Annotated in this window: 22 protein-coding genes; 12 read left to right on the forward strand and 10 right to left on the reverse strand. The window is 68.6% G+C overall.

Annotated elements, in window-relative coordinates:
* Window positions 1–124: 124 nt before the first annotated feature.
* Entirely contained in the window at window positions 125–1,570 is a 1,446-nt protein-coding gene (locus AB0N16_RS17375) for a CCA tRNA nucleotidyltransferase (RefSeq protein WP_365797480.1), read from the reverse strand.
* A gap of 288 nt (window positions 1,571–1,858) precedes the next feature.
* Between AB0N16_RS17375 and AB0N16_RS17380 the strand changes: the two genes are divergently transcribed.
* From AB0N16_RS17380 to trxA, 7 genes are all read left to right on the forward strand, one after another.
* Complete coding sequence (locus AB0N16_RS17380) at window positions 1,859–4,285, forward strand: DUF6049 family protein (protein WP_365797482.1); 2,427 nt, start codon at window positions 1,859–1,861, stop codon at window positions 4,283–4,285.
* 46 nt (window positions 4,286–4,331) lie between these two features.
* A complete protein-coding gene (gene murJ, locus AB0N16_RS17385; RefSeq protein WP_365797484.1) occupies window positions 4,332–6,689 on the forward strand; it encodes a murein biosynthesis integral membrane protein MurJ in 2,358 nt (785 codons plus the stop codon).
* Between the two features lie 119 nt (window positions 6,690–6,808).
* Window positions 6,809–8,530, forward strand: a complete 1,722-nt coding sequence (locus AB0N16_RS17390; RefSeq protein ID WP_365797486.1) for a protein kinase family protein — start codon at window positions 6,809–6,811, stop codon at window positions 8,528–8,530.
* Window positions 8,531–8,579: 49 nt separating this feature from the next.
* On the forward strand, window positions 8,580–9,305 hold the full coding sequence (gene sigM, locus AB0N16_RS17395; RefSeq protein ID WP_365797487.1) for an RNA polymerase sigma factor SigM: 726 nt from the start codon (window positions 8,580–8,582) through the stop codon (window positions 9,303–9,305).
* Entirely contained in the window at window positions 9,302–10,270 is a 969-nt protein-coding gene (locus tag AB0N16_RS17400) for a hypothetical protein (protein WP_365797489.1), read from the forward strand. The genes sigM and AB0N16_RS17400 overlap by 4 nt, the downstream gene beginning before the upstream one ends.
* A gap of 192 nt (window positions 10,271–10,462) precedes the next feature.
* Window positions 10,463–11,431, forward strand: coding sequence for a thioredoxin-disulfide reductase (gene trxB / locus AB0N16_RS17405; protein WP_365797491.1), 969 nt, complete (start codon window positions 10,463–10,465; stop codon window positions 11,429–11,431).
* A 47-nt stretch (window positions 11,432–11,478) separates the two neighbouring features.
* On the forward strand, window positions 11,479–11,811 hold the full coding sequence (gene trxA, locus AB0N16_RS17410) for a thioredoxin (protein WP_351695853.1): 333 nt from the start codon (window positions 11,479–11,481) through the stop codon (window positions 11,809–11,811).
* A 108-nt stretch (window positions 11,812–11,919) separates the two neighbouring features.
* Here trxA and AB0N16_RS17415 read toward each other — a convergent pair whose 3' ends face one another.
* From AB0N16_RS17415 to rpmH, 9 genes are all read right to left on the reverse strand, one after another.
* Window positions 11,920–12,537 (reverse strand): GNAT family N-acetyltransferase, encoded by a 618-nt coding sequence (locus AB0N16_RS17415; protein ID WP_365797494.1) that lies wholly within the window; start codon window positions 12,535–12,537, stop codon window positions 11,920–11,922.
* 384 nt (window positions 12,538–12,921) lie between these two features.
* Window positions 12,922–14,034 (reverse strand): ParB/RepB/Spo0J family partition protein, encoded by a 1,113-nt coding sequence (locus AB0N16_RS17420; protein WP_365797495.1) that lies wholly within the window; start codon window positions 14,032–14,034, stop codon window positions 12,922–12,924.
* Window positions 14,031–15,104, reverse strand: coding sequence for a ParA family protein (locus AB0N16_RS17425; RefSeq protein ID WP_351696270.1), 1,074 nt, complete (start codon window positions 15,102–15,104; stop codon window positions 14,031–14,033). The genes AB0N16_RS17420 and AB0N16_RS17425 overlap by 4 nt, the downstream gene beginning before the upstream one ends.
* A gap of 298 nt (window positions 15,105–15,402) precedes the next feature.
* Window positions 15,403–16,119, reverse strand: a complete 717-nt coding sequence (gene rsmG / locus AB0N16_RS17430) for a 16S rRNA (guanine(527)-N(7))-methyltransferase RsmG (RefSeq protein ID WP_365797497.1) — start codon at window positions 16,117–16,119, stop codon at window positions 15,403–15,405.
* 117 nt (window positions 16,120–16,236) lie between these two features.
* A complete protein-coding gene (locus tag AB0N16_RS17435; RefSeq protein WP_365797499.1) occupies window positions 16,237–16,746 on the reverse strand; it encodes a R3H domain-containing nucleic acid-binding protein in 510 nt (169 codons plus the stop codon).
* 15 nt (window positions 16,747–16,761) lie between these two features.
* The gene (gene yidC, locus AB0N16_RS17440; protein WP_365797501.1) at window positions 16,762–18,063 is read right to left on the reverse strand and encodes a membrane protein insertase YidC; all 1,302 of its coding nucleotides are present in this window, start codon (window positions 18,061–18,063) and stop codon (window positions 16,762–16,764) included.
* A 3-nt stretch (window positions 18,064–18,066) separates the two neighbouring features.
* On the reverse strand, window positions 18,067–18,432 hold the full coding sequence (gene yidD, locus AB0N16_RS17445) for a membrane protein insertion efficiency factor YidD (protein ID WP_365797503.1): 366 nt from the start codon (window positions 18,430–18,432) through the stop codon (window positions 18,067–18,069).
* The gene (rnpA, locus tag AB0N16_RS17450; RefSeq protein ID WP_362727684.1) at window positions 18,429–18,800 is read right to left on the reverse strand and encodes a ribonuclease P protein component; all 372 of its coding nucleotides are present in this window, start codon (window positions 18,798–18,800) and stop codon (window positions 18,429–18,431) included. Before rnpA ends, yidD begins: the two co-directional genes overlap by 4 nt.
* 21 nt (window positions 18,801–18,821) lie before the next feature.
* On the reverse strand, window positions 18,822–18,959 hold the full coding sequence (gene rpmH, locus AB0N16_RS17455; RefSeq protein ID WP_005482975.1) for a 50S ribosomal protein L34: 138 nt from the start codon (window positions 18,957–18,959) through the stop codon (window positions 18,822–18,824).
* A 373-nt stretch (window positions 18,960–19,332) separates the two neighbouring features.
* On the opposite strand from rpmH, the gene dnaA reads away from it, so the two are divergent.
* The 5 genes from dnaA (at window position 19,333) to AB0N16_RS17480 (ending at window position 26,096) form a co-directional block, all read left to right on the forward strand.
* Window positions 19,333–21,273, forward strand: a complete 1,941-nt coding sequence (dnaA, locus tag AB0N16_RS17460) for a chromosomal replication initiator protein DnaA (protein ID WP_365797506.1) — start codon at window positions 19,333–19,335, stop codon at window positions 21,271–21,273.
* A 953-nt stretch (window positions 21,274–22,226) separates the two neighbouring features.
* Complete coding sequence (dnaN, locus tag AB0N16_RS17465) at window positions 22,227–23,357, forward strand: DNA polymerase III subunit beta (protein WP_365797508.1); 1,131 nt, start codon at window positions 22,227–22,229, stop codon at window positions 23,355–23,357.
* A gap of 177 nt (window positions 23,358–23,534) precedes the next feature.
* Complete coding sequence (gnd, locus tag AB0N16_RS17470; protein WP_365797510.1) at window positions 23,535–24,410, forward strand: phosphogluconate dehydrogenase (NAD(+)-dependent, decarboxylating); 876 nt, start codon at window positions 23,535–23,537, stop codon at window positions 24,408–24,410.
* Window positions 24,411–24,450: 40 nt separating this feature from the next.
* Window positions 24,451–25,572 carry a DNA replication/repair protein RecF gene (recF, locus tag AB0N16_RS17475; protein ID WP_365797512.1) on the forward strand — a complete coding sequence of 374 codons (1,122 nt, stop codon included), beginning with the start codon at window positions 24,451–24,453 and terminating at the stop codon, window positions 25,570–25,572.
* Window positions 25,569–26,096 (forward strand): DciA family protein, encoded by a 528-nt coding sequence (locus AB0N16_RS17480; RefSeq protein WP_365797514.1) that lies wholly within the window; start codon window positions 25,569–25,571, stop codon window positions 26,094–26,096. The genes recF and AB0N16_RS17480 overlap by 4 nt, the downstream gene beginning before the upstream one ends.
* Window positions 26,097–26,306: the final 210 nt, after the last annotated feature.

Below are 26,306 nucleotides of genomic sequence, written 5' to 3' on the forward strand. Positions count from 1 at the left end.
CAGCGACCCTGACGTGGGGGGTTATGTGCTGTGTGGTGGGGGTTTTTTAAACTTAAAACATCGCCCCTCGTCGCGTCCCGGCCGGGTCATGTTTCACGTGAAACATGACCCCGTTTCCCCGCGCTCAGCCCTGCCCGGCCCACCACTCCTTGAGTGCGGCCACCGCAGCGTCGTGCTCCATCGGCCCGTCCTCCAGCCGAAGCTCCAGCATGTGCTTGTAGGCCTTGCCGACCTCCGGTCCGGGCCGGATCCCGAGGATCTCCATGATCTGGTTGCCATCCAGGTCCGGGCGGATGGCGTCGAGATCCTCCTGCTTCTGAAGCTCGGCGATGCGCCCCTCCAGGCCGTCGTAGGCACGGGAGAGCGCCACTGCCTTCCGTTTGTTGCGGGTAGTGCAGTCGGACCGGGTCAGCTTGTGGAGACGGTCGAGCAGGGGACCCGCGTCCCGGACGTAGCGGCGCACCGCCGAATCCGTCCACTCCCCGGCGCCGTAGCCATGGAAGCGGAGATGGAGTTCGACCAGGCGTGAGACGTCCTTCACCAGTTCGTTGGAGTACTTCAAAGCCGTCATACGCTTCTTGGTCATCTTCGCGCCGACCACCTCGTGGTGATGGAACGAGACACGGCCGTCCGTCTCGAAACGGCGGGTGCGCGGCTTGCCGATGTCGTGCAGCAACGCGGCAAGGCGGAGGATGAGGTCGGGACCGTCCTCCTCCAGCGCCACGGCCTGCTCCAGGACGATCAGCGTGTGGTCGTAGACGTCCTTGTGCCGGTGATGCTCATCGCTCTCCAGGCGCAGGGCGGGCAGCTCGGGAAGAACATGGTCGGCGAGGCCGGTGTCGACGAGGAGCGTCAGGCCCTTGCGGGGGTGGTCGGAGAGGACCAGCTTGTTCAGCTCGTCCCGGACCCGCTCGGCCGAGACGATCTCGAGACGTCCGGCCATGTCCTTCATCGCCGCGACCACCTCGGGGGCCACCTCGAAGTCGAGCTGGGCTGCGAAACGGGCGGCGCGCATCATCCGCAACGGATCGTCCGAGAAAGATTCCTCGGGCGTCCCGGGGGTGCTCAGTACACGGGCCGCGAGGTCGTCCAGCCCGCCGTGCGGGTCGATGAACTCCTTCTCCGGCAACGCCAGCGCCATCGCGTTGACCGTGAAGTCCCGCCGGACGAGATCCTCCTCGATGGAGTCGCCGTACGACACCTCGGGCTTGCGCGAGGTGCGGTCGTACGCCTCGGACCGGTAGGTCGTCACCTCGATCTGGTAGCCGTCCTTCTGCGCCCCGACGGTGCCGAAAGCGATACCGACCTCCCAGAGGGCGTCCGCCCAGGGCCGGACGATTTTCAGGACGTCCTCGGGGCGGGCGTCGGTGGTGAAGTCCAGGTCGTTGCCGAGCCGGCCCAGCAACGCGTCCCGGACCGAGCCGCCGACCAGGGCAAGCGAGAACCCGGCCTCCTGGAATCGGCGGGCGAGGTCGTCGGCGACGGGCGCCACCCGCAGCAGTTCGCTCACCGCGCGCTGCTGCGCCTGGCTCAGGGCGGAGGAAGGAGTGTCTTCATTGGCGTTCGGCACAACAGAACAGGGTACGTGGCCCGAGCGGCTCGAAGCGCCTCCATATTCCGGCAGCGCCCCACACAAAGCCTCCATACAAGGGGAGTGGGACAGCTCACGTCATACCCGCACAAGAACAGCGCTCGCCGCTTACATGAGTCTCCCGACGATACTGGATATAGGGGACGGGCCGGTCTCCTCCCCCGATCTTGTGGAGCAGACCGCGGCACTTCCGCTCAGCGCACCTCGTTACCATGCGTGGACGCACATTCCGACGACCACTGACGATGACGAGGGACGGGCGAGCGCGTGGCCGAGGCGGCAGACATCCAGGGGACGCCCTCACCTGCCCGTCGCTGGCTGCGGCGCACCGGGGCACTGCTCGCAGGTGCGCCTCTGCTGGCCGCACTGGTGCAGCTGCCCGCCGCGGTTCCGGCGCAGGCGGCCGACTCGGACACGGTGTCCGTCGCCCTGGACTCGCTCAGCCCCAGCGCCCCCACCGACGGGGACACGCTGACGGTCTCCGGCACGGTGACCAACAACGGCAAGCAGGCCGTCACGAACGCCCATGTGGACCTGCGCGTGGGTTCCCAGCTCAGTGCGCGCTCCGCGATCGACTCCGCCGCCCGGCATCCCGACGACCTGAATTCGAGCCTCGGCACCGCGGTCGGCGGCAAGTACACCGAGGACTTCGACTCGCTCGGCCCGGGGGTCGCCGAGCACTTCAGCATCTCCGTGCCGGTCGACAAGCTCGACCTGGGCCAGGACGGGGTGTACCCGTTCGGCGTCTCACTGTCCGGCCAGACGTCCGCGCAGCCATGGGAGCAGGTGCTCGGCATCCAGCGGACGTTCCTGCCGTGGCAGTCCTCCGAGGCCGGCACAAGGACCAGGACGACGTATCTGTGGCCGCTGATCTCCACCGTCCATGTGACGGCGAAGACGGGCGCGGGTGAGCTGCAGACGCCGGTCTTCCTCGACGACGACCTCGCCAAGGAGATCTCACCCGGCGGCCGGCTGGCGCAGATGCTGGCGCTCGGCAAGGACCTGGACGTCACCTGGGTGATCGACCCGGACCTGCTGGCCTCCGTGGACGCGATGACCCGCAGCTACCGGATCCAGGGTGCCGGCGACAGCACCACGACCGGCACCCATCAGGCGGTGGCCAAGCAGTTCCTGGCCGATCTGCAGGACGCGGTGGCGGACAAGGAGGTCGTGGCCCTTCCCTTCGCCGACCCGGACCTGGCCTCCCTCGCGCACAACGGCACCAGCGTGACCGGCTCGCTGAGTCATCTCAAGGACGCCACCGACGTCGCCGCCACCACAGTGGAGACCGTTCTCCATGTCACACCGAGCACCGACTTCGCATGGCCCGTGAACGGTGCCGTCGACCCGTCGATCATCAAGGTCGCCACCTCGGCGGGCGCCGACAAGGTGATCACCCGCAGCGACAGCCTCCAGGAGACCGGCGGGCTGCCCTACACGCCCTCGGCGGCACGTCCGATCGGTGGCGGCACGACAGCGGTGGTCGCGGACGCACGACTGTCCACGGCGTTCCAGGGCGATCTGACGGAGGCGGACTCGGCCACCCTCGCGGTGCAGCGGTTCCTGGCCCAGAGCCTGGCGCTGAACACCCAGACCGACAAAGAGCGCAGCATCGTCGTCGCCCCGCAGCGGATGCCGTCGGCGAGCCAGGCCCAGGCGATGGCGACGGCGATCACCGCGTTGCAGGACGGCAACTGGTCGCAGTCCCAGGACCTCGCGGCGGCCGCCAAGGCCAAGCCCGACCCCGGCGCGACCACGAAGATCCCCTCGTCGTCCGCCTACCCCTCCGCGCTGCGCAAGCAGGAGCTGCCCAGGACGGCCTTCGAGCAGATCGCCCGTACCCAGGCCAAGCTCGACAACTTCCAGGTGATCCTCAGCAACCAGTCCCGGGTGGTGACTCCCTTCGGGCGGGCCATAAACCGTGAGATGTCCACGTCCTGGCGAGGCCGCGGCAGCGAGGCCGACAGCTTCCGCACGGGCGTGGAGTCCTGGCTCGACAGCCTCATCGGCCAGGTCAAACTGATCGACAAGTCCGAGACCAAGCTCTCCGGCCGCAGTGCCACCATCCCGGTGACCGTCCAGAACAACCTGGTCCAGGGCGTCGACCACCTCGTCCTGCGGCTCACCTCGACCATGCCGACCCGACTGGAGATCGGCGGCAAGGCCTACTACGAGCAGCCGGTCGAGGTCTCCGGCGGCCACACCCAGTCCGTCAAGTTCTCCACGTCGGCCAACGCCAACGGCCGGGTGGAGGTCATCGCCCAGCTCTACACCGAGGACGGCCAGGAGTACGGCGCCCCCGTACGGTTCGACGTGAAGGTCACCGAGGTCACGCCCACCGTGATGCTGGTCATCGGCGGCGGTGTGCTGCTGCTGGTGCTCGCCGGGTTCCGGATGTACACCCAGCGCAAGCGGGCGGCCGCCCGCCGTGCCGAGGAGGGCGACGGTCCCGACGAGACGGGCGAGGGCACCCCGGACACTCCGCAGACCCCGGAGACTCCCGAGGCCCTGGAGACCGAGGGCCCCGAGGACACCGGCCGGGCGGGGAACCCCGACGCTCGTGAGGACCGTCTCCAGGAAGAGTCCGGGGCCCGCTCCGGGGCAGACGACCCGGAGCAGCCGAGTGACCCGACACCGGACACCGCACCGGAAAGCGCCGACCCGTCCGGGACGGGTGAGAGAGTGGACCGTTGAGCGATGTCGTGGCCGGTGTGGCCCGGGACGATGAGGTGGGGTAACCATGAACGCGCCGTACGACGGTGAACGCGGCCAGGGCGCGGCCGGTTCGGGCTACCCCGAGCCGCCGCCTGAGGCCGGCCAGGTCCCGCCGCAGCACGCGGCTGACATGTACCTCCAGGACGCCTACGACCAGGACCCCTACCGGGCACAGGACCTCTCCGCCCAGGACCCGGTCGCCGAGGCGCTCTATGACCGCGCCGCGCACCCCCCGCCGCCCCCGGGCACGTACCCGCAGCAGCCGCTGTACGGCCAGCCCGCGCAGTCGCCGTACGCCCCGGACCCGCATGTGTGGGCCCAGACCCCGCCGCCGGAGCCGGAGGGCCCGACCCAGTACCTGCCGTACGGCGACAACCCGCGCACGACCCAGTTCGTGGGCGTGGACGACCTGGTCACGCACTCCGGTGAGGAGCGCCACGAGCCGGACGCCTTCGCGCACCTCTTCCGGGACCAGCAGCAGGGCAGCGGCAGCCCGCAGACGGACCCCCGGTCCGTACCGGGCCCCGCGGGCCAGTACCCGCCGCCTGCCGGCCAGTACCCGCCGTCCTCGGGCCACTACCCGCCGTCCTCAGGCCAGTACCCGTCGCCGCCACAGGTCCCCGCCGCCCAGAACCAGTACGCGGCCCCCCAGTTCCCGCAGGCACCGTCCGCTCCCGGGGCCCCCGCCGCCGAGCCGGTCACGACCGCCCCGGCGGCCCCCGCATCGCCCTCGGCCCCCGCGGCCAAGAAGGGCGGGCGTGCCTCCGGGCTGCTGAAGTCCAGTGCCGTGATGGCAGCGGGCACGATGGTCTCCCGTCTCACGGGTTTCGTCCGCTCCGCACTGATCGTCTCCGCCCTGGGCGTGGGTCTGCTCGGTGACACGTTCCAGGTCGCCTACCAGCTGCCGACGATGATCTACATCCTGACCGTCGGCGGCGGCCTCAACTCCGTCTTCGTGCCGCAGCTGGTGCGGGCCATGAAAGAGGACGAGGACGGCGGCGAGGCGTTCGCCAACCGCCTGCTGACCCTCGTGATGGTGGCGCTGGGCCTGCTCACCGCGGCCACGATCGCGGCCGCGCCCTTCCTGATCCGCCTGCTGTCCGACTCGGTTGCCAGCGACCCGGCGGCCAATGACGTGGGCATCACCTTCGTCCGCTACTTCCTGCCCTCGATCTTCTTCATGGGCATCCACGTGGTGATGGGTCAGATCCTCAACGCCCGGGGCAAATTCGGCGCGATGATGTGGACCCCGGTCCTCAACAACATCGTCATCATCGTCACCCTCGGCCTGTTCATCTGGGTGTACGGCACCGCCGCGCACTCCGGCATGAAGGTCACCACCATCCCGCCGGAGGGCCAGCGGCTGCTCGGCCTCGGCGTGCTGCTCGGCCTGGTGGTCCAGGCCCTGGCGATGATCCCCTACCTGCGCGAGACCGGCTTCCGGATGCGGCTGCGCTTCGACTGGAAGGGCCACGGCCTCGGCAAGGCCGCCACACTCGCCAAGTGGACCGTGCTGTTCGTCCTCGCCAACCAGGCGGGCGCGCTGGTCGTCTCCCAGCTGTCGACCTCGGCCGGCAAGAAGTCCCCGGTCGACGGCACCGGCTTCGCCGCCTACGCCAACGCCCAGCTGATCTGGGGCCTGCCCCAGGCCATCATCACGGTCTCCCTGATGGCGGCCCTGCTGCCACGGATCTCCCGCTCGGCCGCCGAGGACGACACCGGCGCCGTCCGCGACGACATCTCCCAGGGGCTGCGGACGACCGCCGTCGCCATCGTCCCCATCGCCTTCGGTTTCGTGGCACTCGGTATCCCGATGTGCACCCTGATCTTCGGCTCCTCGGGCATCCACGAGGCCACCAACATGGGGTTCATGCTGATGGCCTTCGGCCTCGGCCTGATCCCCTACTCGGTGCAGTACGTCGTCCTGCGCGCGTTCTACGCCTACGAGGACACCCGCACCCCCTTCTACAACACGGTCATCGTCGCCGCGGTCAACGCGGGCGCCTCGGTCGCCTGTTACGTCCTGCTCCCGGCCCGCTGGGCGGTGGCCGGCATGGCCGCCTCCTACGGCCTCGCCTACGCGATCGGCGTGGGGGTCGCCTGGAAGCGGCTGCGCAAGCGGCTCGGCGGCGACCTGGACGGCTCCCAGGTCACCCGCACCTACGCGCGGCTGTGCTTCGCCTCCGTCCCGGCCGCTCTGCTCAGTGGTGCGGCCTGCTACGCCATCGGCCACACTCTGGGGCAGGGCGTGATCGGTTCCTTCGCCGCGCTGCTGGCCGGCGGAGCGGTACTGCTGGGTGTCTTCTATGTGGCCGCGCGCCGCATGCGGATCGAGGAGCTCAACTCCCTCGTGGGTATGGTGCGCGGGCGTCTGGGTCGCTGAGGTAGGGGTACGCGCACAACCATCGTCCGTCGCCGTGTGTCGTGCATAGCGGCAGACTGTGGGCACAATTGGTTTCGGCGTCGGACAGCGTGCAACGGATGGGGAGGCAGGGAACGACGGTGGCGGAACGGAGCACGGCTGCCGTCGACGTGGCAGACAACAGCGGTGACAAGCCGCTGACCGCCAAGGCGGAGCAGTCCACGGCCGACGGGGTGGCCCAGAACCCGGAGCGGGACACGGACAGCGAAGAGGCACAGGGGAGCGGCACAGCCGCGAGCCCAGGGAAGAAGGCTCTGCCTCCCGAACTGCACAGCGGTCACAAGCTCGCCAGACGCTACCGTCTTGAGGAGTGCGTCACCCGTCTGGACGGATTCAGCAGTTGGCGTGCGGTCGATGAGAAACTGCGGCGTGCCGTCGGCGTGCACATCCTGCCGGCCGACCATGTGCGCACCCGCGCCGTGCTGGCCGCGGCCCGCTCTGCGGCGCTACTCGGGGATCCGCGGTTCGTACAGGTCCTGGACGCGGTCGAGGAGAACGACCTCGTCTACGTGGTGCACGAGTGGCTGCCCGACGCAACCGAGCTGACCGCGTTGCTCGCGGCCGGCCCGCTGGAGCCGCACGACGCCTACCAGATGGTCAGTCAGATCGCGTCCGCGATGGCAGCCGCGCATCGCGAGGGACTGGCCCATCTCCGGCTCAACCCCAACGCCGTGCTGCGCACCTCCACCGGTCAGTGGCGTATCCGCGGCCTCGCGGTGAACGCGGCGCTGCGCGGCATCAGTTCCGAGACTCCGCAGCGCACCGACACCGAGGCGATCGGCGCCCTGCTGTACGCGGCGCTCACCCAGCGCTGGCCCTACCAGAGCGACGCCTACGGTCTGCCGGGGCTGCCCAAGGACGTCGGCCTGATCGCACCCGACCAGGTGCGTGCCGGTGTCCACCGCGGCCTGTCGGAGCTCACCATGCGAGCACTGATCAACGACGGAGCCACCGCCTCCCGCCACGAGTCCGCGTGCACCACGCCGGAGGAGCTGGTGAAGGCGATCGGCGAGATGCCCCGCATCCGCCCGCCGGAGCCGTCGTTCACGGCACCGCCCGAGTACCAGCGCACCACGTACCAGCAAGGCACCTACGGCCGCCCCACGCCTCCCGGCATGACGCAGCCCATCCAGGCGCCGCCGCCCCCGCTCCAGAGCCGTACCGGGAAGGCCCTCAAGTGGGCGGTCTCCGCCCTGCTGATCGCCGCGCTGGGACTGGGCAGCTGGCAGCTCGCGGACGCCCTGATGGACCAGGGCGACAAGCCCGGGGACGCCAACAACACCCAGACCTCGGACGACGGCGACAAGAACAACGCCAGCCCGGCGCCCGCCGCCGCGATAAAGATCCAGAACGCCCAGGAATACGTCGCCAAGGGTGAGGCCCAGCATCCGAACGACGTCCAGAAGACGTACGACGGCAGCACCTCAACGTTCTGGAGGACGAACACCTTCGTGTCCGGCCCGAAGCTCGCGCCGTACAAGCCGGGTGTGGGCATCGTCTACGACCTCGGCTCCGCCAAGGAACTCGCCACGGGGACAGTCTCCCTTCGCTACGCTGGCGATCACACGACGGTCGAGTTGTACGCGGCCGACTCGTTGACCCCGGCGTCGATCGACTCGATGACGAAGATCGGCAGTGTCACCACCACCGGGAACACCGCCACAGTGAAGGTCAGCAAGAAGGTGAAGAGCCAGTACGTGCTCGTGTGGATGACCGCCGTACCGAAGTCTGGTGCGGACCCCGCCGCGTACGCACAGGCCGGCTACAAGCAAGCCATCACCGAAGTGAAGTTCACAGGCTGACGTCTCACCGCAGGCACCGAAGACGGAGGCACCGAAGGCGGAGGGGCAGATGGCGGAGGGGGCCGGATACGACGGAGTGAGCGATCAGGATCTGCTCGCCCGCCATGTGGAAGGTGACCCCGACGCCTTCGGTGAGATCGTGCGGCGGCACCGGGACCGGCTCTGGGCGGTCGCTCTGCGGACTCTGGGGGACCGCGAGGAGGCTGCTGACGCCGTCCAGGACGCCCTGGTGTCCGCCTATCGGGCCGCCCACACCTTCCGGGGCCAGTCAGCCGTCACGACATGGCTGCACCGGATCACGGTGAACGCCTGCCTCGACCGGGCCCGCAAGGCGGCCTCCCGCAAGGCCGCCCCCGTCGACGACACCGAGCGGCTGGAGCAGTTGCTGGAGCCGCACGAATCGGCCTCGGCTCCGGCCGAGCGCAACGATCTGCACCGCCAGCTCCTCGAAGCCCTCGGTACGCTGCCGCACGATCAGCGCGCCGCCCTCGTCCTGGTCGACATGCAGGGCTATCCGGTCGCGGAGGCGGCCCGGATCCTCGATGTGCCCACGGGGACGGTGAAGAGCCGCTGTGCCCGCGGCAGAGCCAGACTCCTGCCGCTGCTCACCCATCTACGGCCGGAAAACACCGGCGACGAGAACGTGCCGGGCCCGGCACGGAACCGGGCGGAGGGGACATCCGTCCCACCGACAGCGAGGCCTCAGGACGGGGGCTCACAGGAAACCGGGCCGAGTGATTCAGCCGCAGTGAAGGGCGGAGGTGGGCGAGCGTGACTTCCACGACAGACACGTCCGGGCACCCGGACGTCGCGGAGATCTCCGACCTCACCGAAGGCCTGCTCCCGGATGCCCGGACCGCGGAGGTACGACAGCACCTGGACGAGTGCGAGCTCTGTGCCGATGTCCACGCTTCGCTGGAGGAGATCCGGGGCCTGCTGGGCGCACTGCCGGGGCCGCCGCGTATGCCGGCCGACGTCGCGGGCCGGATCGACGCCGCCCTCGCCGCTGAGGCACTACTGAACGCCACGGCACCACTGAACGCCACGGCACCCGAGACGCATGTTTCACGTGAAACATCGCCCCTCGCTTCGTCCCCAGTGAACCGTCCCGCCGGACGGTCGAGCGCTTCGACCGGTCCCGGCCGCAAGGACCGCGGACCGGACCGCGGACCGGACCGCGGACCGGACCGCGGACCGGACCGCGGGCAGGCGCACGGAAAGGGACGCGGCCGACGCCGTCGGACCGTCGTTCTCGGAGCTGTCTTCACTGCGGCCGTCCTCGGCGCGGGCTCATTCTTCCTCCAGTCGCTCGGCGGCGATGGGCCCACGACCGCGCAGGGCAAGCCGACAAGCTCGGCCGAGGGCTTCTCCAAGGGCACCCTCCCGACGGAGGTGGAGAACCTCCTCGCCACGAAGGCGAGCCCACGTGGCTCCAATAAGCCGGACCTGGGACTCCAGGGCGAATCCACCTCTCCCGGCTCCAAAGACACGCCCTACACCACCCGGATCAAGCCCTCGGTGCCGGTGCCGCCGTGCGTCCGCCAGGGCATCAGCCAGAACGACGACGTCCTAGGTGCGAAGAGGGGGACGTATGAGGGGAAGGACGCGTTTCTCGTCGTCCTCCCCGATACCTCCGACAGCACCCGGGTGACCGCCTTCATCGTCGACGCCACCTGTGAGAGCCGGTCGTCGGCCTCCCCCGGCGAGGTTCTGCTGACGGAGTCCCTGGCACGTCCCTGAGTGGTCGTGGACCCCTGGGAGCGGAGGGACGCATCGTCCCGCCCTGGCGTGGAAATCCGTACGGTGTGGGATGCCCGTGTGCCCGGACACACCGGGAATGCGCGCCCCGTAGGATCCGTTGGGTGGGGTGAGAGCTTCTGACAAGAACTCCCACCGGTCGAATGACGTAGACCAGAGACGAGGAATCAAGTCGTGAGCGACGTCCGTAACGTGATCATCATCGGCTCCGGGCCCGCCGGCTACACGGCGGCGCTCTACACCGCGCGCGCGTCGCTGAAGCCCCTCGTGTTCGAGGGCGCCGTCACCGCGGGCGGTGCCCTGATGAACACCACCGAGGTGGAGAACTTCCCGGGCTTCCGCGACGGCATCATGGGTCCCGACCTCATGGACAACATGCGTGCCCAGGCCGAGCGCTTCGGTGCCGAGCTGATTCCGGACGACATCGTCTCCGTCGACCTGACCGGTGAGATCAAGACCGTCACCGACACCGCCGGTACCGTGCACAGGGCGAAGGCCGTCATCGTCACCACCGGCTCCCAGCACCGCAAGCTGGGCCTGCCGAACGAGGACGCTCTCTCCGGCCGCGGTGTCTCCTGGTGCGCCACCTGTGACGGGTTCTTCTTCAAGGAGCAGGACATCGCTGTGATCGGTGGCGGTGACACCGCGATGGAGGAGGCCACCTTCCTCTCCCGGTTCGCCAAGTCCGTGACGATCGTCCACCGCCGGGACACCCTGCGCGCCTCCAAGGCGATGCAGGAGCGCGCCTTCGCCGACCCGAAGATCAAGTTCGCCTGGGACAGCGAGATCGCCGAGCTCCAGGGCGAGCAGAAGCTGGCCGGTCTGAAGCTGCGCAACGTCAAGACCGGTGAGCTCTCGGACCTGCCGGTGACGGGCCTGTTCATCGCGATCGGCCATGACCCGCGGACCGAGCTGTTCAAGGGCCAGCTGGACCTGGACGAGGAGGGCTACCTGAAGGTCGCCGCGCCCTCGACGCACACCAACCTTACGGGTGTGTTCGCCGCCGGTGACGTGGTGGACCACACGTACCGCCAGGCGATCACCGCGGCCGGTACCGGCTGCTCCGCTGCTCTCGACGCCGAGCGTTTCCTCGCCGCCCTCGCGGACGAGGAGAAGGCAGAGCCCGAGAAGACCACCGTCTGATCATCCCCCCTTCCGCCTCACCGCACGAACGAGTAAAGGAGCCCGCCGTGGCCGGCACCCTGAAGCATGTGACCGACGCCGACTTCGAGGAGGTCGTCCTCAAGAGCGACAAGCCCGTCCTGGTGGACTTCTGGGCCGAGTGGTGCGGCCCGTGCCGCCAGATCGCCCCGTCTCTTGAGGCCATCGCCGCCGAGCATGGCGAGAAGATCGAGATCGTCAAGCTGAACATCGACGAGAACCCGACGACGGCCGCCAAGTACGGCGTCATGTCGATCCCCACCCTGAACGTGTACCAGGGCGGCGAGGTTGCCAAGACGATCGTCGGTGCCAAGCCGAAGGCCGCGCTCCTGCGCGATCTCGACGACTACATCGCCGAGTGACGTTTCACGTGAAACACGAATGGGCCAACCCCCCGGGGTTGGCCCATTCGTTTTGAAGACGCCTTTCGATCAAATGCAGGGCACTCTCAAAGCGGCCGCAGCGCTGGCTTAAAGCGGCCGCAGCGCTGGTTCCTTCTGTACGGCTCCCAGGAGGCGGTCGAGCGCCAACTCCACGTCCTCCTTCCAGGAGAGCGTCGTCCGCAGCTCCAGCCGCATCCGTGGATGCACGGGGTGCTGCCGGACCGTCTTGAAGCCCACGGCCAGCAGATGGTCGGCGGGCAGCAGACAGGCCGGCTCCTTGTAGCGGGCGTCGCCGAACGCCTCGATCGCCTTGAAGCCCCGGCGCAGCAGATCCTTGGCGACTGTCTGGACCATCACGCGCCCGAGCCCCTGCCCCTGGTAGCCGGGCATGATGTAGCCGGTGATGAGCTGGACGGCGTCCGGTGACACCGGGCTCGTGGGAAATGCCGTGGCGCGCGGGACGTAGGCGGGCGGAGCGTAGAGCACAAAGCCCACAGGTACGTCGTCGACGTACACCACCCGGCCGCACGATCCCCAGTCGAGCAGCACGGCGGAGATCCAGGCCTCCTTCTCCAGCGCGGGTGTGCCCGCCCTTACCGCTGCTTCGCCGCTGACGGGATCCAGTTCCCAGAAGACACACGAGCGACAGCGCTTGGGAAGGTCCTGAAGGTTGTCCAGCGTGAGCGGTACGAGCCGACGCCCCATGAAGGCTGATCCTCGCTTCCTTCGCCCGCAGCATCGCGAGCGGCTGTCAGAGCACTGCGTTGCCTGAGCAGACTGCCGACGAATCCGACGGTCGCGCCCAGTCCCAGGCCCGCGCTCACCAGTCCGGTGCGGCTCATCGATGGCATGGCTCCCGCCTCCCATTCAGAGGTGCTGCCAGCTGTCAGGTGGATCCGCCGTACCCGAACGCATCGTATCCACACAGCGATTCCATCGATAGCGCCTGAAAGCAAAGAGCGGATCGTGTCCGATACACACCGGACACGATCCGCTCTCCGAGCGACAGGGCGCCGCCGAGGCGGGAAACACCCGGTCCCGCGCGAGAAGCACCCGTCACGGCCCCGAGCAGAGCGCCACCGGACGGGGTCAGTCCTCGAACTCCTCAGAGCCCGCGGGGTCGGCGTCCTGGATCCCCTGAGGGAGGACCGGACCCTCGCCCGGGGCAAGCGTGCCGAGGATCCGCTCAAGGTCTTCCATCGAAGCGAACTCGACGGTGATCTTGCCCTTCTTCTGGCCCAGGTCGACCTTCACCCGCGTCTCGAAGCGGTCCGAGAGCCGGGTAGCAAGGTCACTCAGCGCCGGGGAAACCCGGGCACCCGCACGCGGTCCCTTGGCACGGGCCGGCGTCTGCGGCCGCGAGCCCATGAGGGTCACGATCTCCTCGACCGCCCGCACCGACAGACCCTCGGCCACGATCCGGTGGGCGAGCCGGTCCTGCTCCTCCGAGTCATCGACGGAGAGCAGCGCCCGAGCGTGCCCGGCCGACAGGACACCGGCAGCCACCCGGCGCTGCACGGCCGGAGAGAGCTTCAGCAGCCGCAGGGTGTTGGAGACCTGCGGACGGGAGCGCCCGATGCGGTCAGCCAGCTGGTCGTGTGTGCAGTTGAAGTCCTTCAGCAGTTGGTCGTAGGCGGCGGCCTCTTCCAGCGGGTTCAGCTGGGCGCGGTGGAGGTTCTCCAGCAGTGCGTCCAGAAGGAGCTTCTCATCGTCCGTCGCCCGGACGATGGCCGGGATCGCCTCCAGGCCGGCCTCACGGCAGGCCCGCCAGCGCCGCTCGCCCATGATGAGCTCATAGCGCGAGGGACCCAGCTGGCGTACGACGACCGGCTGGAGAAGGCCCACCTCCTGGATGGAGGTGACCAGCTCCTGCAGTGCGTCCTCGTCGAAGACCTCTCGCGGCTGGCGCGGGTTCGGCGAGATGTCGTCGAGGGGGATCTCCGCGAAGTGGGCGCCCACGGGGGAAGCGAACGCTTCCGGAGCCACACCGAAGACCGACGGCTCCTCGGTTTCATGTGAAACAGCCGGCAGCGTCGTCACCTTGGCGGCGGCGACCCCACGGTCGGTCGTCAGCACCGGGACCGCCGCAGGGGACGAAGATCCCGTCCCGCCCACCGCTGTCTGGGCCGGGGTCTTCTCTGTCGGGGCAGCTGGGATCAGTGCGCCGAGACCACGCCCCAGCCCCCTCCGTCGCTCGCTCACTGGATCCCCTCCACCATGCTCGGATTGCTCTGTGCGCCAATGTGGGCCTGCGTCGGGTCGTAGCTGACGCCGAGGCCCTTGAGCGCGATTTCTCGGGCCGCCTCAAGATAGGAGAGGGCACCGCTCGATCCAGGATCGTAGGTCAGTACCGTCTGCCCATAGCTCGGCGCCTCGGAGATACGGACTGAGCGAGGAATACTCGTCCGCAGCACCTCGTCGCCGAAGTGGCTGCGCACCTCATCCGCGACCTGGGAAGCAAGACGCGTCCGGCCGTCGTACATGGTGAGCAGGATGGTCGACACATGCAGTGTGGGGTTGAGGTGCCCCCGCACCAGGTCGACATTGCGCAGCAGCTGACCGAGGCCCTCCAGAGCGTAGTACTCGCACTGGATCGGGATGAGCACCTCGGCGCCCGCGACCAGCGCGTTGACCGTCAGCAGGCCGAGCGAGGGCGGGCAGTCGATGAGGATGTAGTCCAGCGGCTGTTCGTACGCCTGGATCGCCCGCTGAAGCCGGCTCTCCCGTGCCACCAGGGACACCAGCTCGATCTCCGCACCGGCGAGATCGATCGTGGCGGGCGCGCAGAAGAGGCCTTCGACGTCCACTACCGGCTGGACGACCTCGGCCAGCGGCTTGCTCTCGACCAACACGTCGTAGATCGATGGAACTTCGGCGTGATGATCGATCCCCAGCGCAGTGGAGGCATTGCCCTGTGGGTCGAGGTCGATCACCAGGACGCGGGCACCATGGAGTGCCAGCGATGCGGCAAGGTTGACGGTCGTCGTCGTCTTGCCCACACCGCCCTTCTGGTTGGCGACCACCATGACTCGGGTCTGCTCCGGACGTGGCAGGCCTTCGCCGGCGCGGCCCAGAGCCTCCACCGCAAGTTGGGCAGCACGACCGATGGGAGTGTCGTCCATCGGAGGCGGTGTTTCACGTGAAACATCCGCCCCCATCGACTCGGTACGGGGACCGGGGACCGGATCGGTCATCGGTCCCGCGATGTTGGCGTCGGACCGCAAGGATTCACTCTCCTCGACTTCAGGCTCGCAATGAACAGAGCCTCCCATGCCGTCGGGGTCGTGAACCAGTGAGGCCCGTTCTTCTGTGGAGAAATCCACCTCTGTGGACAACTCCCTGCCCCGCAGGAGGGACGGAGTGTCACCAGAGGCCTCTTCTCTGAGGGACCCGAGGGGCTTTCGGTCGCGCGGTTCGGCCGCAGCGCGGCCCCGGCCGATGATGCCGTGCAACAGTGAGCGACGTTTCACGTGAAACACGATGCACAGCGAGCAGTACCGAAAAGCCGCGACACTCCGTCATGCGTAGGTTTGGCAGCTTGTGTGGAGTACGTCTGGTCGTCAGGACGGATCAGCGACGCCTACGCGCCCGACCCGTACGAGCCGCCTTCGCCCGCTTCGCAGCGAAGCGCACACCGCCCGGGCTCTCCCCGACCTCCACCCGCACGACGGTGGACGGCGGGTCCACGACCCCCTCACCCACGTGCAGGATGGACGTGGACACCGCGCCGAGCTTGGTGAGGGCGGTCGCCGCAGCCTTCAGCTCCTCCTCCGCCGTGTCCCCCTTCAGGGCGAGCATCTCGCCGTAGGGACGCAGCAGCGGGATGCCCCAGGTGGCCAGCCGGTCCAGCGGGGCCACGGCACGCGCCGTCACCACATGCACCGGAGGCAGCTTGCCCATGACCTCCTCGGCGCGCCCCCGCACGACGGTCACATGGTCCAGGCCCAGCAGCTCGACGACCTCGGTCAGGAAGTTGGTGCGCCGCAGCAGCGGCTCCAGCAGCGTGATGTTGAGGTCTTCCCGGACCAGCGCCAACGGAATGCCCGGCAGGCCGGCACCGGAGCCGACATCGCACACCGTCACCCCTTCGGGGACGGCCTCGGAGAGCACCGCGCAGTTCAGCAGGTGCCGCTCCCACAGGCGAGGTACCTCCCGTGGGCCGATCAGACCACGCTGCACACCTGCCTCGGCGAGCAGCTCCGCATAGCGGACCGCATCGGCGTAGCGCTCGCCGAACACTTCCCGCGCCTGCTCAGGCGCCGGGGGGAGCTCCGCAGCCTCCGTCACGGGGACCGTCCTTCCGTACAGCGCCGGCGCTCCACGCACCGGCCACCAGAACTACCAGGCTGACAAAGTTCGGCCCCGCCTGCTCAACAGACGGGGCCGGTGAAACGAGGGGACCGATCAGGCGGGCAGCACGACGACGAACCGCTGCGGCTCCTCGCCCTCCGACTCGCTGCGCAGTCCGGCGGACTTGACCGCGTCGTGCACGACCTTGCGCTCGAACGGGCTCATCGGCTTGAGCTTCACGGGCTCGCCGGTGCTCTTCACCTCGGCAGCGGCCTTGGCACCCAGCTCGGAGAGCTCGGCGCGCTTCTTGGCGCGGTAGCCCGCGATGTCGAGCATCAGCCGACTACGGTCACCGGTCTCCCGGTGCACAGCCAGGCGGGTCAGCTCCTGAAGCGCCTCCAGCACCTCGCCGTCACGGCCGACCAGCTTCTGCAGGTCGCGGCCGCCCGCGTCGCTGATGATCGACACAGAGGCTCGGTCGGCCTCGACATCCATGTCGATGTCGCCGTCGAGGTCGGCGATGTCCAGCAGACCCTCGAGGTAGTCCGCCGCGATCTCGCCCTCCTGCTCCAGGCGGGAGAGGGTGTCTGCACCCTCGGCAGCGGAGGTGGTGCCTTCCGTCACGGGATGGGCTCCTTCTTACTTCTTGGACGGGGACTTGGGGCGCTGCGGACCGCCCTTGCGCTGACCGGACTGGGCCCTGCTGCGGCCGTTGGAACCGCCCTTCGGGGGCTGCTGCCGGGCGGCCGGCTTGGCGTCCTGCGGCTCGTCGGACTTCTCCAGCGAGGTCGTCGGCTCGGCGGAGTCCTCCTTCTCGGCGGAGGCCGCCGGCTCACCGGCCGCCTTCGCGCTGCCGGACTGGCGCTGGGCCTTGGTCTGGCGCTTGGGCTGCTGGCGCTTGGCCGCACCGGTGGTCGCGACACCGTCCTCGGTCCCCGCGGTGGCCTGAGCCTCGCCCTTCACCACGGTGCCGTCGGTCTGGGCCACGAGGCCCGCCTTGGTCAGCGCGTTGATGAACTTGCGCTCGAACTCGTTGCGGTCACGGCCCTTGGCGACGATCGCCTTGATGATCGTCTTCTCGCTGCGGCGACGGGTCTTGCCGTGGTGCGTGACGTGCTTGGTGAGGCGCTCCAGGTAGGCGGCCTGGGCCTTGGAGCCCGGGGTCGGGTTGTTGCGGATGACGTACATCTGCTGGCCCATGGTCCACACGTTGGTGGTCAGCCAGTAGACGAGGACACCGACCGGGAAGTTGATGCCGAAGACGGCGAACATGACCGGGAAGACGTACATCAGCATCTTCTGCTGCTGCATGAACGGCGTCTTCACCGTGGTGTCGACGTTCTTCGTCATCAGCTGGCGCTGCGTGTAGAACTGCGACGCCGACATCAGGACGATCATGATCGCGGTGACGACCCGGACGTCGGTCAGGGAGGCGCCGAGCGCCTCCACCTTCGACGACCCGTCCGTGAACTTCGCGGCGAGCGGAGCACCGAAGATGTGCGCCTTACGAGCGCTGTTGAGCAGCGAGTCGTTGATGACGCCGATCGTCGAGCCCGTCGCGATGCCGTTGAGCACGTGGTACAGGGCGAAGAAGAACGGCGACTGCGCGAGGATGGGAAGGCACGAGGAGAGCGGGTTGGTACCCGACTCCTTGTACAGCTTCATCATCTCTTCGGACTGACGCTGCTTGTCGTTCTTGTAGCGCTCCTGGATCTTCTTCATCTCAGGCTGCAGCGTCTGCATGGCCCGGGTCGCCTTGATCTGCTTCACGAAGAGCGGGATCAGGCAGATGCGGATCAGGATCACCAGAGACACGATGGACAAGCCCCAGGCCCACCCCGTGTCGGGACCGAAGATCTTCCCGTACACCGAGTGGAACTGGACGATGACCCATGAAACGGGTGTCGTGATGAAGCTGAAAAAGCTGGCAATCGTGTCCACTAATCATGCTCCTTGGGCATGGGACGAAGTCTCTGCGGCCGGGCTCGAAGGAAGCTCGGAAGCAAGCTTCTCCTCGGTGGCCGGTTCGGCGGCGGAGGGCCCGCCCTTGCGTGTACGCCAGGCGTCACGCAGCTTTTCGTGCCACCGCGGTCGCTTACGCGGAGGAACATGATCCACACCACCGAGCGACCACGGATTGCATCGCAGGATGCGCCAGGCAGTAAGCGCCGTCCCCTTGATCGCACCGTGCCGGTCGATGGCTGTATAGCCGTAGTGGGAGCACGACGGGTAGTACTTGCACACCGGCCCCAGCAACGGACTGATCGTCCACTGGTACAGCTTGATCAGAGCCAGCAGTGGGTACTTCATCGCGCGCCCCCTCCCAGCAGCCGCTCGATGGCGGCGTCCAGGTCTCGGGCCAGCTGTCCATGGTCGGCGTCGCCCGCTCCGGGCAGCGCTCGTACGACTACCAGGCTACCGGGGGGAAACAGGGCGACTCGGTCACGCATCAGGTGACGCAGTCTGCGCTTGACTTTGTTGCGCACGACCGCGCCACCCACTGCTTTGCTCACGACGAAACCCGCACGCGTCGAGGGAGCGCTCTCCCCAGGCGCGTGCGGGTCCGTGGCACCGCTACGAAGATGGACGACGAGGGACGGGCGGCCGGCCCGGCGACCCCGTCGTACCGCGGTCGCGAAGTCCTCGCGCCGCCTCAGCCGATGCTCGGTAGGCAGCACGACGTCATGACCTGATCAGGATCAGGCGGACAGGCTGGCGCGACCCTTGCTGCGGCGGTTCGCCAGAATCGCGCGACCGGCACGGGTGCGCATCCGCAGGCGGAAGCCGTGGGTCTTGGCACGACGACGGTTGTTCGGCTGGAAGGTGCGCTTGCTCACTCGGGGGCTCCAGAAATCAAATCGGTGTGGCGGGTGCCGTCCTGGCTGTCACCGTGCGCCCACGAGTAGCTCGCATCACGCCCGAGTGCACCGCTTCCCGATCACCTTCAGCGATCTGTGCCCATCGGAGGCAGGCGGCAGCAGCCATCGACAACTCGACCTGGTTACGGTACGCGGGGCTACGCCATTCGGTCAAACCAGCAGTGACGGAGAGACACTATCCACAGGCTGGGGACAACAACTTGAACCGCACCCGCCACGCTGACTACCGTGGCTGAACTCCGATTCGTTCCTTTATCCCCGCCCGACCCGATATTCATCCCGACCCGTCCTCGAACCACACGTTCGTGGGACCTGTGAGAGAGCGTGCCCTGTGGCTGACGTACCTGCCGATCTTGCCGCAGTGTGGCCACGAGTACTGGAGCAGCTCCTCGGTGAGGGCCGCGGTCAGGGTGTGGAGGGCAAGGACGAACACTGGATCCGGCGCTGCCAGCCGCTCGCCCTGGTCGCGGACACCGCTCTGCTCGCGGTACCGAACGAATTCGCGAAAAACGTGCTGGAGGGCCGTCTCGCGCCCATCGTCAGCGAGACGCTGAGCCGCGAGTGCGGGCGCCCGATCCGAATCGCGATCACCGTGGACGAATCCGCGGGCGAACCCCCGACCCCGCCGGCACCCCCCGTGCAGACACAGCGTTACGAGGAGCCCGAGCTCCCCTCCCCGCAGTACGAGGGCGGATACGGCCGGCATCACGCCGACCACCCGCCCGAGCAGGGCGGCCGCGACCAGCCGCCGCCCCCGCGCGCCGACCAGCTTCCCACCGCCCGGCCGGCCTACCCCTCCGAGTACCAGCGCCCCGAACCCGGCGCCTGGCCCCGCCCGGGGCAGGACGAATACAGCTGGCAGCAGCCCCGCCTCGGCTTCCCCGAACGCGACCCCTACGCCTCACCGTCCCAGGACACCTACCGCTCGGACGGTTACGGCGACTCCTACTCCCAGGACTACCGGCCCCAGCAGCCGATGGACCGGCCCCCCTACGACCAGCAGCGCACGGAGTACGAACCGCAGCGCCCCGACTACGACCGTCCCGACTACGAACGGTCCGACTACGACCGTGGCGACTACGACCAGCGGGACACCGGCCGCCGCGAGCGGTCCGAGCCGCCGAGCGGCCCGGGCCAGGGCCGCCGGGGCGGTCCGGGACGCCCGGACCTGCCGGCCGCCGCCGGCGCGCCCGGACCACTGGGCGCCAAGCCCGCACCGGCGTCCGGTCCCGGCGAACCGACCGCCCGCCTCAACCCCAAGTACCTCTTCGACACCTTCGTCATCGGCGCGTCCAACCGCTTCGCGCACGCGGCCGCGGTCGCCGTCGCCGAAGCGCCCGCCAAGGCCTACAACCCCCTCTTCATCTATGGAGAGTCGGGGCTCGGCAAGACGCACCTGCTGCATGCGATCGGGCACTACGCGCGGAGCCTCTACCCGGGCACCCGCGTGCGCTACGTGAGCTCCGAGGAGTTCACCAACGAGTTCATCAACTCGATCCGCGACGGCAAGGGCGACAGCTTCCGCAAGCGCTACCGCGAGATGGACATCCTGCTCGTCGACGACATCCAGTTCCTCGCGGACAAGGAGTCGACGCAGGAGGAGTTCTTCCACACCTTCAACACGCTCCACAACGCGAACAAGCAGATCGTGCTGTCCAGCGACCGGCCGCCCAAGCAGCTGGTCACCCTCGAGGACCGGCTGAGGAACCGTTTCGAGTGGGGTCTGATCACCGACGTCCAGCCGCCGGAACTGGAGACGCGCATCGCGATCCTGCGCAAGAAGGCGGTCCAGGAGCAGCTCAACGCACCGCCGGAGGTACTGGAGTTCATCGCCTCCCGCATCTCGCGCAACATCCGTGAGCTGGAGGGCGCGCTGATCCGGGTGACGGCGTTCGCGTCGCTCAACCGGCAGCCGGTCGATCTCGGCCTGACCGAGATCGTCTTGAAGGACCTGATCCCCGGGGGGCAGGACTCCACGCCGGAGATCAGCGCCACGGCGATCATGGCGGCGACCGCGGACTACTTCGGGCTGACGGTCGAGGACCTGTGCGGCAGCTCGCGCGGCCGGCAGCTGGTCACGGCGCGGCAGATCGCGATGTACCTGTGCCGAGAGCTCACGGACCTGTCACTGCCGAAGATCGGAGCGCAGTTCGGCAACCGGGACCACACGACCGTGATGCACGCCGACCGGAAGATCCGAGCGCTGATGGCGGAGCGGCGGTCGATCTACAACCAGGTGACGGAGCTGACGAACCGCATCAAGAACGGTTAGTTCTACGGCGTTCAGGGCGCCCTCGGGAGAGATCCCGGGGGCGCCTTGTCGCCTCCTGGGGTGGTTCGGCCAGGGGCCGCCGCGGGTCCGTCGGTGGTTGCTCGAGCAGTTCCCCGCGCCCCTGACGGGGCGCGTCCACCGAGCGGCGCCGCGAAGGCGTGCCCCCCGCTGTTCGATTACCGGCCCGGGTTACGGGCGTCCTCCACAGATTTGCCGACTTTCTTGCGTCCACACCCTGGGGACTGTGAAGTTGTCCCGAACGCCGTCCACAGGCGGGCAGGCGAAAACGCATCGGGCCAGCTCAGGTGGCTGTGGAATGGTGGACGACGGATCTCCACAGCCTGTGGACGAGGAGAGCTTCCACAGCCTGTGCATGAAGTTGTCCACCGGTACCTCACAGGCTGAGGGGTGGTTGTCCCCAGCGATCCCCAGCTTCTCCACATGGCTGTCCACTGTTCGGCAACGTGACGCGCCTGCTCACCGTGGCGAGTGAAAGGCGTCACACGAAGCTGCCGGGTTGGCCTGTGGGAAAGGTGGGTAAAGCTGGGGACGGCGCTGGGGAGAAGTCGCCTCGGGCTGTGCACGGTGTGTGCAGAACTTTCTGTTCTCCACAGGAGCACCCGGTTGTCCACCGGCTTAACCCACAGGGGCAGTGGACAAAATCTGGCCTCTGAGCTGGGAAAACGGGGTTATCCACGGTATCCACAGCCCCTACTACTACTTCCAACTAGAGAGAGCTGGGAATCCGTTTCGAAGAGGGCCCTGTGCACAACTCGCTCTTCGGCCTCTGACCGCGCCTCGTCACGACTTGACCTCGACGGGCACCAGCTGTCAGTGCGGTGCGTCAGACTGGTCCCCGGTGTTCTTCCCCTCCCGGGGCTCACGACACCGAGTCAGACGACGAAGACGCAGCAGGGCGAGAAGCCCCGGCAACAGCAGGAGGCGGGCTTACGGTGAAGATCCGGGTGGAACGCGACGTACTCGCGGAGGCAGTGGCCTGGGCGGCACGCAGCCTCCCGGCCCGTCCGCCGGCGCCGGTCCTCGCCGGCCTGCTGCTGAAGGCCGAGGACGGCCAGCTGAGCCTGTCCAGCTTCGACTACGAGGTCTCCGCGCGGGTCAGCGTCGAGACCGAGGTCGAGGAGGAGGGCACGGTCCTGGTCTCGGGCCGGCTGCTCGCCGACATCTGCCGCGCCCTGCCCAACCGGCCGGTGGAGATTTCCACAGACGGTGTACGGGCCACGGTGATCTGTGGATCGTCCCGGTTCACGCTGCACACCCTGCCGGTGGAGGAGTACCCCTCGCTGCCGCAGATGCCGAACGCGACGGGCACCGTCCCCGGCGAGGTCTTCGCCTCCGCCGTCTCCCAGGTGGCCATCGCCGCCGGGCGTGACGACACGCTGCCGGTGCTGACCGGTGTGCGGATCGAGATCGAGGGCGACACGGTCACCCTGGCCTCCACCGACCGGTACCGCTTCGCGGTCCGTGAGTTCCTGTGGAAGCCGGAGAACCCCGAGGCGTCCGCGGTGGCCCTGGTGCCCGCCAAGACGCTCCTGGACACCGCCAAGGCCCTCACGAGCGGCGACAGCGTGATCCTGGCGCTGTCCGGCTCGGGCGCCGGCGAGGGGCTCATCGGTTTCGAGGGCGCGGGCCGGCGGACGACCACGCGGCTGCTCGAGGGCGACCTGCCGAAGTACCGCTCGCTGTTCCCGACCGAGTTCAACTCCGTGGCGGTGATCGAGACCGCCCCCTTCGTGGAGGCCGTCAAGCGTGTCGCCCTGGTGGCCGAGCGGAACACCCCGGTGCGGCTCAGCTTCGAGCAGGGCGTGCTGATCCTGGAGGCCGGTTCCAGCGACGACGCACAGGCTGTGGAGAGGGTGGACGCGCAGCTGGAGGGCGACGACGTGTCGATCGCCTTCAACCCGACCTTCCTGCTCGACGGTCTGAGCGCGATCGACTCGCCGGTCGCCCAGCTGTCGTTCACGACGTCCACGAAGCCGGCGCTGCTGAGCGGGAAGCCGGCGCTCGACGCCGAGGCGGACGAGGCGTACAAGTACCTGATCATGCCGGTGCGGCTGAGCGGCTGACGTTGTCCACAGCTGTGCACAGTGCCGCCGCCTTCCTGCGGGTGGCCGGCGCTGTGCCCGTGTGGGTTTCCCCAGGTGAGCGGCTGGGCCCACAACTGTGCACAAAGGGTCGCGATTAGGCTCGGGCGCGGCACGAAAGTGCCTCTCCTGCCACACCGCAACCTAAGGAACCAACTGATGGAGCTCGGTCTCGTCGGCCTCGGCAAGATGGGCGGCAACATGCGCGAGCGGATCCGCCGCGCGGGCCACACCGTCGTCGGATACGACCGCAACCCGGACCTCGCCGACGTCCACAGCCTGGAAGAGCTTGTGGGCAAGCTCAGCGGGCCCCGGGTGGTGTGGGTGATGGTCCCGGCCGGGGCGCCGACCCAGTCCACGATCGACGAGCTTGCCGAGCTGCTCGAGCCCGGTGACGTGGTCGTCGACGGCGGCAACTCCCGCTGGACGGACGACGAGAGGCATGCCGGGGAGCTGGCGGCCAAGGGCATCGGCTTCGTCGATTGCGGGGTCTCCGGCGGTGTCTGGGGCCTGGAGAACGGCTACGCGCTGATGTACGGCGGTGACGCCGAGCACGTCGAGAAGGTGCGGCCGGTCTTCGACGCGCTCAAGCCCGAGGGCGACTTCGGTGCGGTGCACGCCGGCAGGGTCGGCGCGGGTCACTTCGCGAAGATGGTCCACAACGGCATCGAGTACGCGATGATGCAGGCCTACGCTGAGGGCTGGGAGCTCCTGGAGAAGGTCGACTCCGTCACGGATGTGCGCGAGGTCTTCCGCTCCTGGCAGGAGGGCACGGTCATCCGTTCCTGGCTGCTCGACCTCGCGGTGAACGCCCTCGACGGGGACGAGCACCTGGACCAGCTGAAGGGTTATGCACAGGACTCCGGCGAGGGCCGGTGGACGGTGGAGGCCGCGATAGACAACGCGGTGCCGCTTCCCGCGATCACCGCCTCGCTGTTCGCGCGGTTCGCCTCCCGGCAGGAGGACTCGCCGCAGATGAAGATGATCGCCGCGCTGCGCAACCAGTTCGGCGGCCACGCCGTAGAGCCGAAGTAGAGACGAAGTAGCAGGTCACGGGGAGGTCGGCGAAACACCCATGCACGTCACGCATCTGTCGCTGGCCGACTTCCGCTCCTATGCCCGGGTCGAGGTCCCGCTCGACCCGGGCGTCACCGCCTTCGTCGGCCCCAACGGCCAGGGCAAGACCAATCTCGTAGAGGCCGTCGGTTATCTCGCCACTCTCGGCAGCCACCGGGTCGCCTCCGATGCTCCCCTGGTCCGGATGGGCGCCGAGCGGGCGGTCATCCGGGCGCAGGTCCGGCAGGGCGACCGGCAGCAGCTGGTCGAGCTGGAGCTCAACCCGGGCCGGGCCAACCGTGCCCGTATCAACAGGTCCTCGCAGGTCAGGCCGCGGGATGTGCTGGGGATCGTACGGACGGTGCTGTTCGCGCCGGAGGATCTCGCGCTGGTGAAGGGCGACCCTGGTGAGCGGCGGCGCTTCCTGGACGAGTTGATCACGGCGCGGTCGCCGCGGATGGCCGCTGTGCGGTCCGACTACGAGCGTGTCCTCAAGCAGCGGAACACCCTGTTGAAGAGCGCGGCCCTCGCCCGGCGGCACGGTGGCCGTTCGATGGATCTGTCCACGCTGGACGTGTGGGACCAGCACCTCGCGCGGGCCGGTGCCGAGTTGCTCGCCCAGCGGCTCGACCTGATCGCCGCGCTCCAGCCGCTTGCCGACAAGGCGTACGAGCAGCTGGCGCCGGGTGGTGGCCCGGTCGGGCTGGAGTACCGGCCGTCGGCGCCCGGTGAGGCGCACACGCGCGAGGACCTGTACACCCAGCTGATGGCGGCCCTGGTGGAGGCCCGTAAGCAGGAGATCGAGCGGGGTGTCACGCTGGTCGGTCCGCACCGCGACGACCTGGTCCTCAAGCTGGGGCAGCTGCCCGCCAAGGGTTATGCCTCGCACGGCGAGTCCTGGTCGTACGCGCTGGCGTTGCGCCTGGCGTCGTACGACCTGCTGCGTGCGGAGGGCAATGAGCCGGTGCTGGTGCTCGACGACGTGTTCGCCGAGTTGGACGCGCGGCGCCGGGAGCGGCTGGCGGAGCTGGTCGCGCCCGGGGAGCAGGTGCTGGTCACCGCTGCTGTGGACGACGATGTGCCGCACCTCCTGACCGGTGTGCGGTACGCCGTGGCGGACGGGGTGGTGGAGCGCGCGTGAGTTCCGACGGATCCGCTCCGAAGAAGGAACCCTCCGGTGTCGACCTGGCGCGCGTGGCGCTCAGGGCGGCGAAGGAGGCGGCACGCGCGCGTGGTGACGCGGCGCAGCAGAGGAAGCAGGCGCGGCGTGGTGGTCTGCGCTCCGGCGCGCGCGCCGACGGTCGCGATCCCATGGCGCTGGGTTCGGCGATCAACCGGTTGATCACCGAGCGCGGCTGGGAGACGCCGGCCGCGGTGGGTGGGGTGATGGGCCGCTGGCCGCAGATCGTGGGCGAGGACCTCGCCAAGCACTGTGTGCCGCAGCGGTACGACGAGGACGAGCGGGTGCTGGTCGTTCAGTGCGATTCCACGGCCTGGGCGACGCAGCTGCGCCATCTCTCTCCGGCGCTGGTCGCACGTCTGAACGAGGACCTGGGGCATGGCGCCGTGCGGATGATCAAGGTGCTCAATCCCGGCGGTCCGCCCAGGCGCTACGGTCCGCTGCGCGCCCCCGGGAGCACCGGTCCCGGCGATACCTACGGGTGACTTGCGTCACGCCGTCAGCCGAGTGTGGAGCCTTGATGCGACCCCCTCGGCTGATCGTCGTACAACCGCACGCGGTTGCGAATCGCGACCTGACCCCGGAGTAGCCAAGGGTTGACGGGTGGAAGCGCTGAGTGCCTCTGTGAGCCTCTTGGAGCCCCCATCCGTATATCGGGAGTCGGCGGAGGCGGGTTCAGGGCGGCACATGCGGAC

It is taken from the genome of Streptomyces sp. NPDC051105, assembly GCF_040682795.1.
Classification (GTDB): domain Bacteria; phylum Actinomycetota; class Actinomycetes; order Streptomycetales; family Streptomycetaceae; genus Streptomyces.

Coding starts and splice junctions, on each gene's coding strand:
- murJ (WP_365797484.1), top strand. CDS start 4,332: ATGAACGCGCCGTACGACGGTGAACGCGGCCAGGGCGCGGCCGGTTCG.
- sigM (WP_365797487.1), top strand. CDS start 8,580: ATGGCGGAGGGGGCCGGATACGACGGAGTGAGCGATCAGGATCTGCTC.
- AB0N16_RS17415 (WP_365797494.1), bottom strand. CDS start 12,537: ATGGGGCGTCGGCTCGTACCGCTCACGCTGGACAACCTTCAGGACCTT.
- AB0N16_RS17425 (WP_351696270.1), bottom strand. CDS start 15,104: ATGGGAGGCTCTGTTCATTGCGAGCCTGAAGTCGAGGAGAGTGAATCC.
- yidD (WP_365797503.1), bottom strand. CDS start 18,432: ATGAAGTACCCACTGCTGGCTCTGATCAAGCTGTACCAGTGGACGATC.
- gnd (WP_365797510.1), top strand. CDS start 23,535: ATGGAGCTCGGTCTCGTCGGCCTCGGCAAGATGGGCGGCAACATGCGC.
- recF (WP_365797512.1), top strand. CDS start 24,451: ATGCACGTCACGCATCTGTCGCTGGCCGACTTCCGCTCCTATGCCCGG.